This window comes from Thioalkalivibrio sp. ALJ21, assembly GCF_000378605.1.
Lineage (GTDB): Bacteria > Pseudomonadota > Gammaproteobacteria > Ectothiorhodospirales > Ectothiorhodospiraceae > Thioalkalivibrio.
In genome coordinates this window covers 272,294-287,477 of sequence record NZ_KB905157.1, presented here as the reverse complement: position 1 = coordinate 287,477, position 15,184 = coordinate 272,294, and the positions used below count along the sequence as shown (strand labels likewise).

At 65.8% G+C, this 15,184-nt stretch carries 13 protein-coding genes; 10 read left to right on the top strand and 3 right to left on the bottom strand.

What is annotated here, in order from left to right; translation table 11 throughout:
• Positions 1-13: 13 nt before the first annotated feature.
• Positions 14-229: a CsbD family protein gene (locus F579_RS0112740; protein WP_019025056.1), complete on the bottom strand. Its 216-nt coding sequence runs from the start codon at positions 227-229 to the stop codon at positions 14-16.
• A 207-nt stretch (positions 230-436) separates the two neighbouring features.
• On the opposite strand from F579_RS0112740, the gene F579_RS15205 reads away from it, so the two are divergent.
• A complete protein-coding gene (locus F579_RS15205) occupies positions 437-601 on the top strand; it encodes a DUF1328 domain-containing protein (protein ID WP_012983227.1) in 165 nt (54 codons plus the stop codon).
• 48 nt (positions 602-649) lie between these two features.
• Here the strand turns inward: F579_RS15205 and F579_RS0112730 are convergent, their stop codons facing one another.
• Positions 650-1,402, bottom strand: a complete 753-nt coding sequence (locus F579_RS0112730; RefSeq protein WP_012983228.1) for a Crp/Fnr family transcriptional regulator — start codon at positions 1,400-1,402, stop codon at positions 650-652.
• Positions 1,403-1,593: 191 nt separating this feature from the next.
• On the opposite strand from F579_RS0112730, the gene F579_RS0112725 reads away from it, so the two are divergent.
• The 7 genes from F579_RS0112725 to F579_RS0112695 all read left to right on the top strand — a co-directional run bounded on the left by F579_RS0112725 (position 1,594) and on the right by F579_RS0112695 (position 11,038).
• The gene (locus tag F579_RS0112725; RefSeq protein ID WP_019025055.1) at positions 1,594-3,471 is read left to right on the top strand and encodes a DUF294 nucleotidyltransferase-like domain-containing protein; all 1,878 of its coding nucleotides are present in this window, start codon (positions 1,594-1,596) and stop codon (positions 3,469-3,471) included.
• A 55-nt stretch (positions 3,472-3,526) separates the two neighbouring features.
• Entirely contained in the window at positions 3,527-3,790 is a 264-nt protein-coding gene (locus F579_RS0112720; protein WP_018138481.1) for a DUF4212 domain-containing protein, read from the top strand.
• Between the two features lie 7 nt (positions 3,791-3,797).
• Positions 3,798-5,576: a sodium:solute symporter family protein gene (locus F579_RS0112715; protein ID WP_019025054.1), complete on the top strand. Its 1,779-nt coding sequence runs from the start codon at positions 3,798-3,800 to the stop codon at positions 5,574-5,576.
• Positions 5,577-5,803: 227 nt separating this feature from the next.
• A complete protein-coding gene (locus tag F579_RS0112710) occupies positions 5,804-7,651 on the top strand; it encodes a putative nucleotidyltransferase substrate binding domain-containing protein (protein WP_019025053.1) in 1,848 nt (615 codons plus the stop codon).
• A 187-nt stretch (positions 7,652-7,838) separates the two neighbouring features.
• Positions 7,839-8,432 (top strand): exonuclease domain-containing protein, encoded by a 594-nt coding sequence (locus F579_RS0112705; protein ID WP_019025052.1) that lies wholly within the window; start codon positions 7,839-7,841, stop codon positions 8,430-8,432.
• An 89-nt stretch (positions 8,433-8,521) separates the two neighbouring features.
• Positions 8,522-10,480 carry an acetate--CoA ligase gene (gene acs, locus F579_RS0112700; RefSeq protein WP_019025051.1) on the top strand — a complete coding sequence of 653 codons (1,959 nt, stop codon included), beginning with the start codon at positions 8,522-8,524 and terminating at the stop codon, positions 10,478-10,480.
• A 180-nt stretch (positions 10,481-10,660) separates the two neighbouring features.
• Entirely contained in the window at positions 10,661-11,038 is a 378-nt protein-coding gene (locus F579_RS0112695) for a winged helix-turn-helix domain-containing protein (protein ID WP_019025050.1), read from the top strand.
• On the opposite strand, the gene F579_RS0112690 is transcribed toward F579_RS0112695, so the two are convergent.
• Positions 11,035-14,304, bottom strand: coding sequence for a bifunctional diguanylate cyclase/phosphodiesterase (locus tag F579_RS0112690; RefSeq protein WP_019025049.1), 3,270 nt, complete (start codon positions 14,302-14,304; stop codon positions 11,035-11,037). The two genes, F579_RS0112695 and F579_RS0112690, sit on opposite strands and share 4 nt — an antisense overlap.
• A 364-nt stretch (positions 14,305-14,668) precedes the next feature.
• Here F579_RS0112690 and F579_RS0112685 point away from each other — a divergent pair, with 364 nt between their 5' ends.
• Both F579_RS0112685 and F579_RS0112680 read left to right on the top strand, forming a co-directional pair.
• On the top strand, positions 14,669-14,893 hold the full coding sequence (locus F579_RS0112685) for a hypothetical protein (protein ID WP_012983237.1): 225 nt from the start codon (positions 14,669-14,671) through the stop codon (positions 14,891-14,893).
• A gap of 44 nt (positions 14,894-14,937) precedes the next feature.
• Positions 14,938-15,141: a hypothetical protein gene (locus F579_RS0112680; protein ID WP_012983238.1), complete on the top strand. Its 204-nt coding sequence runs from the start codon at positions 14,938-14,940 to the stop codon at positions 15,139-15,141.
• Positions 15,142-15,184: the final 43 nt, after the last annotated feature.

The window sequence follows — 15,184 nt, the reverse complement described above, 5'->3', positions numbered from 1 at the left end:
AACGCCAGGCGTCTCAGGAATCTTCTTCATTACGCACCTCGTCCATCAATTGGTTGATCTTCGCGGCAATCTTTTCCTGGCTATCACCGTATTTCTCGCGAACCCGCGCGGCCAACTCGTCCATATTGCCCTCGGCCTCAACCACCTCGTCATCGGTCAGGCGGCCCCACTCCTGTTTCAGCCGCGCCTTGAAGCGTTCACTGCGTCCCAGCATCTGATCTTCGTTCATACGTTGTTCCTTTATATTGAATGCGTCTCCATAACGCGGGCGCTAAAGCCTGAACACGCCAGATAACGATGGCATTAACCTGGAGCAAAAAGCTCCCCGGAAACGGGAAAAATGAGAACCGAGACACCCTGCGGACGCTGGACCGCGCAAAAGCGCGGACCATGCCCTACACTTCAGGCGCGACTACAACCAATAAAGGAGTGGACGATGCTGGGATGGGCACTGATGTTCTTGATCGTCGGAATCGTAGCCGGCGTGCTGGGCCTGAGCGGGATCGCGGGCGCAGCGACCAATATTGCATGGATTCTTTTCGTGGTGGGCCTGATCCTGGCGGTCATCTTCTTCATCACGGGACGACGCCCCCCGCTATAAGCGTCTGTCTGGTACTGCAATCGCCCGGCCTTGCGCCGGGCGATTGCGTTACGAGGCTTCCTCGGCGCAAACGAGGTCCGCGCTTTTTACCCAGTTGGCTTCACAGTCCAGATAGGCCTGGTTGAATCCGGAGAAACGTACCAGTCCGTCCAGATCCTTGATTCGGATGGCTCCGTCTTCCGTGCTAATGAGGTCCCGCTTGCGCAACTGGCTGAACGACCGGCTCACATGCACCGCGGACATGCCCAGCGCATCCCCGAGCACGCTCTGATTCATCGGGAGCCGTACCTCCTCCGAAGGACGCTGCAGGCGCACTTTCATCTCGAGCAGAAAATGCGCGAGGCGCTCGGCCGCAGGCCGGCGGCCGATGTTGATGATGCGCTCCACCAGCATCGACTGTTCGCGCGCCAGGATCAGAAAGAACAGCGAAGCCAGGCGCGGGGCCTGCTCGAACACCTCGGTCAGCTGGCCGCGGGGAAACGGGCAGGCCTCGATGTCGGTCAGCGCGACGAAGTCCGAGCGAGCCTCGTTGAACCCCATCTCGCGCAAGCCCAGGATTTGCCCCGGCAAAAAGATATCCAGCACCTGTCGCCGCCCATCGGCCAGGTCACGTACCGCACAGGCCCAGCCCGAGCGTAGCGTGTAGAAACGCTCGGCCTCCTCGCCAGCTGCACACAGGCAGGTCTCGGCGGCGTAACGCTTCGGGTCCTTCTCCAGCTGCAACAACAGCGCCTTCTCCTCGGGCACGAGGTCTGCAAACTGGTCAATCTGCTCGAGGATGCAACCTTGCGATATGGGCATCGCGGGCTCCTTTGTCTTCGCACAAAGCGATCATGTCACGCAACGAAACACCCGTGTTACCTCACGTAACAATCACAAGAAAGTCGTACGTCCAAACGACTGATTCCCAATACCGTCCTTCCATGGCGTACTTTTTGCAAGCCTAAAGGCCATTCTGTGAACCCGTTCACCCAGGGGAATGCGCCACCGCCATGACCGATGCGCTCGACAGCACCCGCGAGTTCCTCAGCGCCCACGCCCCGTTCGATCAGCTCGAACCCGACGCGCTGGAATTCCTGCTGCCGCGCCTGGAGAACCGCTTCTACGAGCGCGGGGCCCGAATCACCGATCCCGATGCCGGCCCGGCACGCCGCTTTCACATCATCCGTCAGGGCCGCATCCGTGGCGAGACCCCCAGCGAAGACGAGCAACTCTCGGGAAAGGCCTGGGAACTGATCCCCGGCGAGTGTTTCCCGATTGGCGCCCTGCTCGGTCGCCGCGCCGTCCATACGGTACACCGAGCCGCCGAAGATACGGTATGCCTGGAGCTGGACCTGGAGGACTTCGACCGGCTGCGCACCCGCTCCCGCGTCTTCAATGACTTCTGCACGCGACGACTGGCCAATCTGCTGGACCGCCTGCAACAGGGCCTGGACACCCTGTCCAGCCGTGAAGGCGGCGCAGCCGGGCAGCTCAATACCCCGCTCGCACTGCGCATCGCCCGCAGCCCGGTGACCTGCCGCCCGGACACACACCTGCGCGAGGTGCTGACCACCATGCGCGACGAGCGCGTGGGCTCCGTGGTCGCGGTGGACGCCGAACAGCGTCCGGTGGGCATCTTCACCCTGCGGGACCTGCTGGCACGGGTCGCCCTGAAGGATGTCGGCCTCGACACCCCGCTGGACTCGGTGATGACGCCCGGCCCGGTTGCACTGGAGGAAAGCGCGCCGGGCTTCGAGGGCATCGAGGCGATGACCGAACACGGGATGACGCACCTGTGCGTGGTGCGCGACGGGCGGCTGGTCGGCGTGCTCGGCGAACGCGACCTGCTGACCAGCCAGCCCCTGACCCTGGACGGCCTGGTGCGCGAGATCCGCCGCGCCGACAGCGTGGCGGCCATTGCCGAGCGGCTGCGCCAGGTCCCGCGCCTGATCGAGGCAGTGGTCGGCCAGGGGGCCGAGGCGGATCAGGTGTTGCGCCTGATCACGCGCCTGAACGAACACGCCACGCGCCGCGTGCTGGCCCTGCTGCGCCCCCATTACGAGGCAATCGAAGGGATCGACTTCACCTGGCTGGCCTTCGGCTCCCAGGCGCGCGAGGAACAGGCGCTCGTCACGGACCAGGACAACGGCATCCTGTTCGACACCGAGGACGGCGATGCGGACGCGATCCGCGAGCGCCTGCTGCCCTATGCCCGGGCCGTGAACGAGGCACTCGCCGAGTGCGGTTTCATGCTGTGCCCCGGCAACATCATGGCGGGCAATCCGGAGTGCTGTCTGAGCGGCCCCGAGTGGGATCGGCGCTTTACCCGCTGGATCGAGCAGGGCACCCCCGAGCACTTGCTCAAGAGCACGATTTTCTTCGACCTGCGCGCGGTGGATGGCGACCACGGCCCGGTCGAGGCCCTGCGCACCCAGCTGCTGCAAAAGACCGCCTACAACAGCCGCTTTCGCCGCCAGATGGCGGCCAACCAGCAGGCCTTCCGCCCGCCACTGGGGCTGTTCGGCGAGATCAAGAGCGGAGCGGACGGCATCGACATCAAGAAGCAGGGGCTGACCCCGTTCGTGGATGCGGCGCGCGTGATCGCCCTGGCTGCCGAACTGCCGGCCACCCGCACCCACGAGCGTCTCGACCAGGCCGTCACCGCCGAGGTGATGCGCGAATCCGACGCGCGGGACTATCACGCCGCACTGCGCTATCTGCAGATGCTGCGCCTGCGCGCGCAACAAAAGGCGCTGCGTGAAGGGCGCGACGACGACAACCGAATCCGGCCGGAGGAACTCGGCACCCTTGAGGGACGCATCCTCAAGGAATCCTTCCGGCAGGCCCGCAAGCTGCAAGGCCAGCTTGAAGTGCAGTACCAGCTGTGACGAATCGCATAGACGAGTCACGGCAAACAATAAAACCTATGAGAGGAGCTACGTCATGTCACAAGAAGACCTGAGCCGGCAGGCCTACTGGCGCGAGCATCTGCGCCTGTTGGCGATCTGCCTTGCCGTCTGGTTTCTCGTGTCCTTCGGGCTGGGGATCATTCTGGCCGCACCGCTGAACGCGTTCTCGATCGGCGGGTATCCGCTGGGCTTCTGGTTCGCCCAGCAGGGCGCGATCTACACCTTCATCATCCTGATCTTCGTTTATGCCTGGCGCATGAACGTCCTGGATCGCAAGTACAACGTCCACGAGGAGTAAGCCTGTCATGGATCAACAGACTCTAAGCCTGCTCGTGGTCGGGGCGACCTTCGCCCTGTACATCGGTATCGCCATCTGGGCGCGCGCCGGTTCGACCAGCGAGTTCTACGTCGCCGGACGCGGCGTCAACCCGATCGCCAACGGGATGGCCACGGCCGCGGACTGGATGTCCGCCGCGTCGTTCATCTCCATGGCCGGCCTGATCGCGTTCCTCGGCTTCACCGGGGGCGCCTACCTGATGGGCTGGACCGGCGGCTACGTGCTGATGGCCCTGCTGCTGGCCCCGTACCTGCGCAAGTTCGGCAAGTTTACGGTGCCGGAATTCATCGGTGACCGGTTCTACTCGAAGGTCGCGCGCGTGGTGGCAGTCATCTCGCTGCTCGCGATGTCCATCACCTACGTGATCGGGCAGATGCGTGGTGTCGGGATTGCGTTCTCCAACATCCTCGAAGTGCCGCTGGCCATCGGCCTGATCTCGGGCATGGCGGTGGTGTTCATCTACGCGGTGCTCGGCGGGATGAAGGGGATTACCTACACCCAGATCGCACAGTACGTGATCATGATCTTCGCCTACACCGTGCCGGCGGTCTTCATCTCGCTGACGCTCACCGGCCAGGTGTTCCCGCAGATCGGCCTGGGTTCCACCCTGCAGGGCCAGGACACCTACCTGCTGGAGGCCCTGGACCAGACAATGGTGGATCTTGGCTTCACCATGTACACGGCCACCGAGGGCGGCATGAGCATGCTCAACATGTTCCTGCTGACCATGGCGCTGATGATCGGTACCGCCGGTCTGCCGCACGTGATCATCCGGTTCTTTACCGTGCCGCGTGTGCGCGATGCGCGTAAGTCCGCCGGCTGGGCGCTGGTCTTCATCGGCATCCTCTACACCACCGCCCCGGCGGTCGGTGCGATGGCGATCTGGAACCTCGTCAACACCGTGCATCCGGGCGAGATCGGCACCGAGGAAGGCCACCTGGCCTACGAGGACAAGCCGGCCTGGATGGAGCGCTGGGAACAGACTGGTCTGCTCGCGTTCGAGGACAAGAACGAAGACGGCCGCATGCAGTACTACAACGATGCCAACGAAGAGTTCGCCGCGATGGCGGAAGAGGAATACGGCTGGGAAGGCTCCGAGATCGTAACCCTCGACCGCGACATCATGGTGCTGGCAAACCCCGAGATCGCCGGTCTTCCGGGCTGGGTGATCGCGCTGGTGGCGGCCGGTGGTATCGCGGCGGCCCTGTCGACCGCGGCCGGTCTGTTGCTGGCCATCTCGTCGGCCATCTCGCATGACTTGCTGAAGGGCGTATTCATGCCCCGAATCAGCGAGAGAAACGAGCTGCTGGCGGGACGTATCGCCATGGCAGGCGCAATCCTGTTCGCCGGGTATCTGGGGTTGAATCCACCGGGCTTTGCGGCCGAGGTGGTAGCACTCGCCTTCGGTCTGGCTGCAGCCTCGCTGTTCCCGACCCTGATGATGGGCATCTTCATGAAGAAGATGAACAAGGAAGGCGCGATCGCCGGCATGCTGGTCGGTCTGGTGACCACCCTGCTGTACATCTTTACCTACAAGGGGTGGTTCTTCTTCTCCGGCACCGCCATGCTCCCGGATACCGAGGAGTACTGGCTGTTCGGCGTGAACCCGACCGGCTTCGGCGCCATTGGTGCGGTGTTCAACTTCGTCGCGGCCTACATCGTGATGAAGCTGACCAAGGAACCGCCGCAGCATATCCAGGAACTGGTGGAAAGCGTGCGTGTCCCGCGCACCGACAACCCGAGCTGATGCCGTGCCCGGTCATGTCGCCGACATGACCGGGCCTCTCGGCCCACCATGAATGGAAACGCTTAACATTCATGCAGGAAAGGGGGATCACCATCTCCCTGAGGTCGGCCCGGCAGATGCCGGGTCGGCTTTTTTTCCTTCGGGACAAACCTCCAGCGGCCGCATCGGCCGTTGCAGGCTTGCCCTGAGCATCACCCATCCCGCGAAGACGGTTGTCCGGAACACACATGAACGGTGAACTGGAAGAGATTCGCGAGTTCCTGGAACGCTGCCCGGAGCTCGCGCGACTGCCGTCCGAAACCCGCACCAGCCTCGTTCGGCGCCTGACCCTGCGCTACCTGCGCGAGGACAGCCCGTTTCCGCCCGAAGATGCGCCCCCCGGCGAGCTGTGGATCGTGCGCACCGGGGCCGCCGAACTGTACGACGCCCAGGATCAGCTCCAGGACCGTCTGGGCGAAGGCGACCTGCTCAACACCGCCCACACCGACAACCTGCACGGTCGCATCACCGAGGACGCCCTGATCTACCAGCTGGAGGCCGACCGTGCCCGCGACCTCGCCGGCCGGGACGGGGCCTTCCGCGAGTTCATCGATCTCGGCGCGGACCGCCTGCGGGCGCCAGCCGCGACCTCGCCAGCGGGCGAGCGCAGCCTGCTGACGACCCCCGTGCGTGCCCTGATGACGCCACGACCCATCATGTCGCCCACCAGCCTCACCTTGCGCGAAGCGGCCCAGCGCATGACCGAGGCAGACATCTCCGCCCTTCTGCTGCACGAGCCCGGAAAGGAAGACCTCCCGGTGGGCATCCTGACCGACACCGACCTGCGCCATGCCCTGGCCGCCGGCACCGACCCCGGATGCCGCGTGGCCGACTGCATGGCCCAGCCGGTCGCCTCGGTCAGCCGCGACACCCCGGCCTTCGATGCCCTGCTGCGCATGGCGCGGCGGGACATCCATCACCTGCCGGTCACCGATGGCGAGAACGGCCCGCTGGTCGGCATTCTCTCCAGCACCGACCTGATCCGCCATCAGGGCACCAGCGCGGTCTACCTGGTACGCGATCTGCGCCGCGCCGACGGCCTCGACGCCCTGCGCGACGTGATGCGGGCCCTGCCCAGCCTGCAGGTGCAGCTGGTCGAGGCCGGGGCCGATGCGACCCAGATCGGCCAGACCATCACCACGGTGATCGACACCCTCACGCAGTGCCTGATTGAACAGGCAGAAGCGAAGCTCGGGCCCGCGCCGGCCGCCTACGCCTGGCTGGCCAGCGGCAGTCAGGGGCGGCACGAACAGATGGTGCATACCGATCAGGACACGGCGCTGGTCTACGACGATGCGGCACCCCCCGAGGCCGACGCCTGGTTCCAGCGCCTGGCCGATGAGGTCGGCGAAGGCCTGGCGGCCTGCGGCATCCGGCGCTGTCCGGGCGATGTTGACCCGAGCCAGCCCCACTGGCGTCGCTCGACCAGCGACTGGGAGCGCGAAATCCGGCGGGTGTTGAGCCACCCCTCACCGCGCGATGCGATGCTCGCCACCCATTACCTCGATCTGCGCGTGATCCATGGCCCGACCCACCTGTTCGAGCCCGTGCGCCACGCGGCCCTGGAACAGGGCTATCGCAGCGAGGCGTTGCTGAGCACGCTCGCCGACCAGGCGCGGCAGCTGCGCCCCCCACTGGGGTTCTTTCGTCAGTTCGTGCTCGAACGCGGGGGCGAACACGCCGACACCCTGGACCTGAAGATGCGCGGCCTGATGCCGATCGTCGCGCTGGCCCGGGTGTTTGCCCTGCGCGCCGGGTCGGATGCACGTGGCACGCTTGAGCGACTGCGAGCCGCTCGCCACGCGGGTGCTCTGTCGGAGGGCACAGGCGCCGATCTGATCGACGCCTGGCAGTTCATCGCCACGCTGCGCGCGCGCCTGCAGGCCGAGCAGATCCGGCGCGGGTCCGCCCCCGACAACGCCCTGCCCCCGAACGAGCTGTCCGGGCTGGAGCGCAGCCACCTGAAGAACGCCTTTCGCCTGGTGGCCCATGCGCAGAAGACCGCCCTGGCCCAGGCCGAGCAGGTACACGGGTGACACGTCTCGTGTATTGCATGTACCCGTCCGAGGCTTCCTGATGCCCTGCCCACGGCCGAAGGACACCCCTTGGGTGCACCCCATCGGGCACTGGCGTTTTTGCCGGCGCCGCCAGCGGGCGGCGCAACACGCCCCGGCTGGGGCGCTGCGGGCCTGCCTGGAGTCACCCCTGCCCTCCGCCCGGCACGTGGTGGCGGACTGCCGCTTTCTCGCGGTGGATCTCGAAACCACGGGGCTGGACCCGGAGCACGATGCGATCCTGAGCATCGGCTGGGTGGCGATGGACGGTGTACGCATCGACCTGTCGACCGCCGATCAGCGGCTCGTACGCGCGGATTGCCCGGTGCCGGAACAAAGCGCGGTCATCCACCGCATCACCGACCGCGAGGCGGCCGGCGGGACCACCGTGGACAGCGCCCTCGATGCCCTGTTCGAGGCGCTTCAGGGGCGCGTCCTGGTCGCCCATCACGCCGCACTGGAGCTCGGCTTTCTGGAGGAGGCGTGCCATCGCCTGTACGGCGTGCGCCCCCCGCTCCCGGTGGTCGATACCCTGCGCCTGGCGGAGCGCCAGTTGCGGCGCGCGGGGCGCCCGATCCCGGCGGATGGCATGCGCCTTCACACCCTGCGCGGACGCTACAATCTGCCGCAGTACCGCGCACACGACGCGCTGTTCGACGCCCTGGCCGCCGGCGAGCTGTTCGCCGCCCTGGTCAGCCAGCTTTCTCCGGAGGCACGAGTCCCGCTGGAGCGCGTGCTGTTCCGCCCTGGGTGGCTCTGGTAGCACGGATCCCGGCGGTCGACATGCTATCCTCAGCTCCCAAAATGCCCACGAATTGATCACGATTCCCGAACTGAATCACGGAGGCCCTGATGAGCGACACCATCGAGTCCACGCTGCACGAGACCCGTCACTTCGCGCCGCCGGCGGAGTTCACGAAGAACACCCGTCTGAAGCCCGAAGATCTCGAGGCCCTGCACAAGAAGGCCGACGCCGACTACGAGGGCTTCTGGTGTGACCTCGCGCGCGAGAAGATCGACTGGCAGACCGAGTTCACCGAGGGCCTCGACAGCTCGAACGCACCGCACTACCGCTGGTTCGCCGACGGGCGCATGAACGTCTCCTACAACTGCATCGACCGTCATCTTGAAGTGCGCGGCAACAAGACCGCGATCATCTTCGAGGCGGAAAATGGCGAGACCCGCAACCTGACCTACCGCGACCTCTACAACGAGGTCGGGAAGCTCGCCAACGCGCTCAAGACCATGGGGGTAGAGAAAGGCGACCGGGTGATTATCTACATGCCGATGAACGCCGAGGCCGTGATCGCCATGCAGGCCTGCGCCCGCATCGGCGCGATCCACTCGGTGGTCTTCGGGGGCTTCTCCGCCGATGCCCTGCGTGACCGCATCGTCGACTCCGGCGCAAAGCTGGTCATCACGGCGGATGGTGGCGTGCGCGGCGGCAAGACCGTAGCCCTCAAGGCCAACGTCGACAAGGCGCTGGACTCCAATCCGGCCGACGTCGAGAAGGTCATCGTCTGCAAGCGCGCCGGCAACGACGTGACCATGCAGGACGAACGCGACATCTGGTGGGACGACGCCGTGGATGGCGAGTCGGTCGACTGCGAACCGGAATGGGTCGAGTCCGAGCACCCGCTGTTCCTGCTCTATACCTCCGGCTCCACTGGCAAGCCCAAGGGCATCCAGCACTCCAGTGCCGGCTACCTGCTGGGTGCGATCATCACCAACCAGTGGGTATTCGACCTGCAGGGTGACGACGTCTACTGGTGCACCGCCGATGTCGGCTGGATCACCGGCCATACCTACGTCGCCTACGGCCCGCTGGCGGTCGGCGCGACGCAGGTTGTCTACGAGGGCGTGCCGACCGTGCCCGACGCCGGGCGCTGGTGGAAGATGTGCCAGGACCACGGCGTGACGGTTTTCTATACCGCGCCGACCGCGATCCGTGCGCTAATGAAGGCCGGCGACGATTTCCCTGCCCAGTACGACCTGTCGAAGCTGCGTCTGCTGGGGACGGTCGGCGAGCCGATCAATCCCGAGGCCTGGATGTGGTACTACCGCGTGATCGGCGGCGAACGCTGCCCGGTGGTCGACACCTGGTGGCAGACCGAGACCGGCGCCAACATGATCGCCCCGATCCCCGGCGCGACCACACTGGTGCCCGGGTCCTGCACCCAGGCCCTGCCCGGCATCGACGCCGACGTGGTGGACGAGAATGGCAACAGCCTGCCCGCCGATCAGGGCGGATACCTGGTGATCAAAAAGCCGTGGCCGTCGATGCTGCGCACCGTGTGGGGCGACGATCAACGTTACAAGGACACCTACTGGCCCAAGTTCGACGGCAAGTACTACCTGGCCGGCGACTCCGCGCGCCGCGATTCCGAAGGCAACTTCTGGATCATGGGCCGCATCGACGACGTGCTGAACGTCTCCGGCCATCGCCTGGGCACCATGGAGGTCGAATCGGCCCTGGTCGCACATGCCGAGGTGGCCGAGGCCGCCGTGGTCGGGCGCCCGCACGACGTGAAGGGCGAGGCCATCGTGGCCTTCGTGATCCTGAAGGGCGACCGCCTGACCGGCGACGAGGCGGATGCGATGATCAAGGACCTGCGCAACTGGGTGGCCGACCAGATCGGCCCGATCGCCAAGCCGGACGACATCCGCTTCGCCGACGGTCTGCCGAAGACCCGCTCCGGCAAGATCATGCGCCGCCTGCTGCGCTCCATCGCCAAGGGCGAGGAGATCACCTCGGACACCTCGACGCTCGAAAACGAGGCCGTGATCCCGCAGCTCCAGGGCAAGGCCTGAGTCACGGGCCGGGGCCCATCGCCCCGGCCCTGCTTTGATCTTCCGGTAGGAGGCCAGCCCTCTGGCCGATTGGGCGCCGGAAAGGGCCAATCGGCCAGAGGGCTGGCCTCCTACCGTTCGTGCCTTGGCGACGATGCCCATTCCGGGCACCATATCCGTTCCACCCGGGGCACCCAAGGCATGACGACACACCACTCCGATCACCCGCAAACCCCGCGCCTGCGCGTGCTGCTCGGCGAGGTCACGGCCATGGGCCCGGGCAAGGCCATGCTGCTGGAGGCCATCCGCGAGAAGGGTTCCATCTCGGCCGCGGCACGCAGTGTCGGCATGTCGTATCGGCGCGCCTGGGATCTGGTCGAGACGATGAACCAGAGTTTCCGTGACCCCATGGTCGAGACGGCCAAGGGGGGCTCCGGCGGGGGCGGCGCACGGGTAACGGAGTTTGGCGAACGGGTACTGGCCCGCTACCGGGAGATGGAAGCCCGCGCGACGGCGGCCATCCGCGAGGAGCTGGACAACTTCAGCGAATTCCTGGCCGACTCGGCACGCGCGGACTAATACTCTTTCGCCACCACCCCTTCGGCCAACAGCTCGACGAAGCGCTCGGCGGGTAGCGGCCGGCTGGCCAGATAGCCCTGGTAGTGATCGCAGCCCAGCTCGCGCAGCGCGCCGAGCTGCTCGCGGGTCTCCACCCCCTCGGCCAGCACGCTCAGGCCCAGCCCGTGTCCCAGCGCCACGATCGCCCGCGCAATCGAGCGATCATCGGCATCGTGCGCACCCGCCGCCAGGCCGTCCACAAAACTCTTGTCGACCTTCAGCGTATCGACCGGGAAGCGCTTGAGCTGGGCCATGGACGAATACCCGGTCCCGAAATCGTCCACCGCAAAGCTCACGCCCCGCTCGCGCAGCCGCTGGAGGATACGCCGGGCGCGTTCGGGGTCCGACATCAGCGCCGATTCGGTGATCTCCAGCTCCAGATACTTGGCCGGATAACCATGCCCCTCCAGCAGATCGGCCACCTGCTGGTCGATCGCCACCCGCTGAAACTGGAGTGCGGAGACATTCACCGCCAGGCGTACAGCCGGATAGCCGGCATCGCGCCAGGCCTGCCCCTGCGCCAGCACGCGCCGCAGCACCCAGTCGCCCAGCTCCACGATCAGGCCCGTCTGCTCCGCCACCGGGATGAAGCGGCCGGGCGATACGGGCCCCAGTTCGGGATCGGTCCAGCGCAGCAGGGCCTCGGCCCCGATCAGCACACCATCACTGACGCGATACTGCGGCTGGTAGTGAACCTCGAGACTGTCCTGCTCGATCGCGCGCCGCAGCCGTGCATTCAGGTCGATGCGCTCGCGGGCCGCCTCGGTAAAGGCATCCGAGTAGTAGCGATAGCCGCCACGCCCATCTTCCTTGGCACGCGACAGCGCGGTACCGGCCTGCTGCAACAGGGTCTCGGCATCCGCCCCGTGATCCGGGAACACGGCGATGCCGATCGTCGCCGCGATCTCGATCTCGACGCCATCGCCGAGATCCGCCGGGCGTCCCACTTCGCGCAGGATGTCCTCGGCGACCAGTGCCGCATCGTCCACATGGGACAGATTATCCGCCAGCACGGCAAACTCGTCGCTGGCCAGGCGGGCGACCGTGTCGGTCCCCCGCCGCCCCGCCTGCAGGCGATCGGCGACGATCTTCAGCAGGCGATCCCCCGCCGCATGCCCTCTTGAATCGTTGATGTCCTTGAAACGGTCGACGTCGATGATCAGCACCGCCAGCAGACCATTGCGCCGCCGCATCAGCGCGATCGCCTGCGCCAGACGGGCACGCAGCAACCGGCGGTTGGGCAGCTCGGTCAGGGGGTCGTGGTGCGCGAGAAAGTCGAGCTCGGCCTCCGATGCCTTGAGGCGGGAGATATCCGCAAACACCGAGACGTAGTGCGTCAGGCGACCCTGGTCATCGCGCACCGCCGTGATGCTTTGCAGTTCGGGGAAGATCTCGCCGGTCTTGCGCCGGTTCCATATCTCGCCCTGCCAGTGCCCTTCGGTCTCGAGCTGACGCCGCATGTTGGCGTAGAAGGCCTGGTCGTGGCGCCCGGACTGGAACATCTTGGGCGTGCGTCCCACCACCTCGTCCTGGGTATATCCCATCAACTCGGTAAATGCGCGATTGACCGACAGGATGTGGGCGGTGGCGTCGGTAATCACCACGCCTTCGCGGGTGTTTTCGAACACCACCGACGCCAGCCGCCGGCGCTCCTCCTGCTCCCGGCGTTCGGTGATGTCCTCGATGGTGGCGACTACTCGATCGATGGCGCCATCGGCCGTGCGCGTGCATTTCACATCGATGTCCGCGACGAGCACCCGGCCATCCCGTCTCAACAGCCGCTTCTCAATGCTGTACCCGTCGCGCTCGCCGGCCTGCATGGCCGCATCGAGCGGCGCTTCGCAGCCGCGATCCTCGGGTACGGCCAGACGATCCCAGTCGGTCCGCACCAGTTCTTCCGGCGAGTAGCCGAGCATCTGTGCCAGGAACGGATTGACCCGCTCCCAGCCCCTGCCGCCCGGATACGAGATCGCCATACCCAGAAACGGCATGTCGAAGTACAGTCGCAGCAGACGGTCCTGCTCGGCATGCGAATGCATCAGTTCCAGATGGTGGCGCAGCCACTGCTGGCGCCAGAGCAGGCCACCGGCCGCCAGCATAATCAACCAGACAAACAGTGTGGCGGCCCCCATCCAGAGCGCCTGCTGGCGGGGTGCGATCGCCAGTGACACAACATTGCGCTTGAGGATCAGGTCCCATCCCGGTGCCGACAGCGGCTGGACGCCCGCCAGAAAACCGCCATCGGCATCATCGAACAGCGCTACCGTCACACCCTCTCGTTCACGGTCGAGAATCTCGTGGCGCAAGCGCGCGAAGGCCTCCGGCGGATCGATGATATGGCCGCCCTGTGCCTCGATTCGTGCAATCGTGGCCCAGCGTGTGTCGTCCCGGGCCACCACATGGGGATCGACCGTCCCCGCCTCCTCGCCTACGGTCAGCAGCGCACGCAACGTCTCGATGCCGGAGGACAGCACGACCACGGCGACTGACTCGCCGTCCGGATCGACTCGGTCCGCTACCGGGACCGCCCAGCTAATCCGCACCTCGCCCCGGGCATTCGCATGCAGGTAGGGGGCGCTCACTTCACCGCTGACCAGGGCTTCCGTGACCGCCTTGTCCACCGCGACATCGTCCAGCGAGTTATGCCCCACCTCCACAATGGGCCGCCAGTCCCGGTCGATCAGCGAAATGGCGTCGTAGTCGTAACGCTCATGCATCAACTCCAGGCGATGACGTACCTGTTCCAGCGCCAGCGGCGACTGCACCAAGACCGCGGTTCGCGCAAAGACGGAGAAGTCCCGCGCCTGGGCGAGCACCATCGCATCGCCCTCGCGCTCCGCCAGCCAGCGGTCCAGCAGGGCACCCTTGAGAAAGGCGGATCGGCGCAGATCCTCACGCGCCTGATCCTTCGCGGAGGTCGCCTGGATCTGCCAGGTACCAAACGCCATACCGGTGGTGGACAGGGCCACAGCAAGGGCCAGCACCGTCCAGCCACCCGCTCCAAAACGCTTTGGGCCAAAACGCTTCGGGATGGAGGACATCAACGATGGCGCTCGGTCGCCATCCAGTTGCCCGACTGCGCTCCAGCGCATCGCCAGATAAAGGGCCAAAGCCGATACAGTGATGAATCCGAGGCCCTTGCCGAGATTGGCCAGGGTCAGCGCATCGCCGATCTCGGTGCCCAGCCACCAGGCAACGGCAACATCGGACAGGGTGACCCACAGCACTCCCAGCAGCAGAAAGGCCCCGGCAATCCACTCGGGGGCCCGCGATCGCCTGGTTTGTGCCAACGCTTTCAAGGAATGATTCGCCTCTCTCGGGTGACACTGAACGGATTGACCGCCAGTGATTGGTAGCGTCCGCAGCAGAAGAATGTTGAGATCGGTGACGGGTGGCCCGCCGGCGATGGATTCCGCAGCATCCGGTGGAACCCTCTCGAACCAGGGGCTGTCTCCACCAACAGGAGCCGCGCGGCCGCAGCAGTATGCCGGAATCCACACAAACGCGGCTTGACGCAGATCAATTGAGTACCCGCCAGCCCGACGGGCCGATCGGGCCACCAGTCATCCACCTGACGACAAGGAGCACGACATGGAGGCCACACTGAAGGACGGGATCCTGACCCTGAAGATCGACAAGAAGACCGCCGAGAGCATCGCGGAGAACATCACCGAGCTCGAGGGCGAGATCAGCAACGGTGCCCGCGCACTCGGCTCCGTACTGCAGCAGGGTGTCTACGAGCTGGAGAACGAATTCCGCCAGCCGCCGCACGCCTTCGACGAGCACGCGCCCAAGCAGCCATCGATCGAGGACTGACGCGAGCCCGCTCGTATACACACGGAACCCGCAAGGAGGACATTATGCATCTGGAAAAGGCCGAAAACGGCGAACTGGTGATCACGATGCCGGAGGCGGAGGCCTCCGATGCCCTGGCCACACTGAAAAAGCGCGCCGATGAACTGGACGAGTGTGAGGAACTGGCCGAGGCCCTGGAAGAGGCCGGAATCCAGCTGCCCGCGCAGCCCGACCACATCCGGCACGAATACATGCCCCCGGCGGATTAACGATCCGCTCTGCCACCCGGCCCGCTCCCGGGCCGGGTATTCC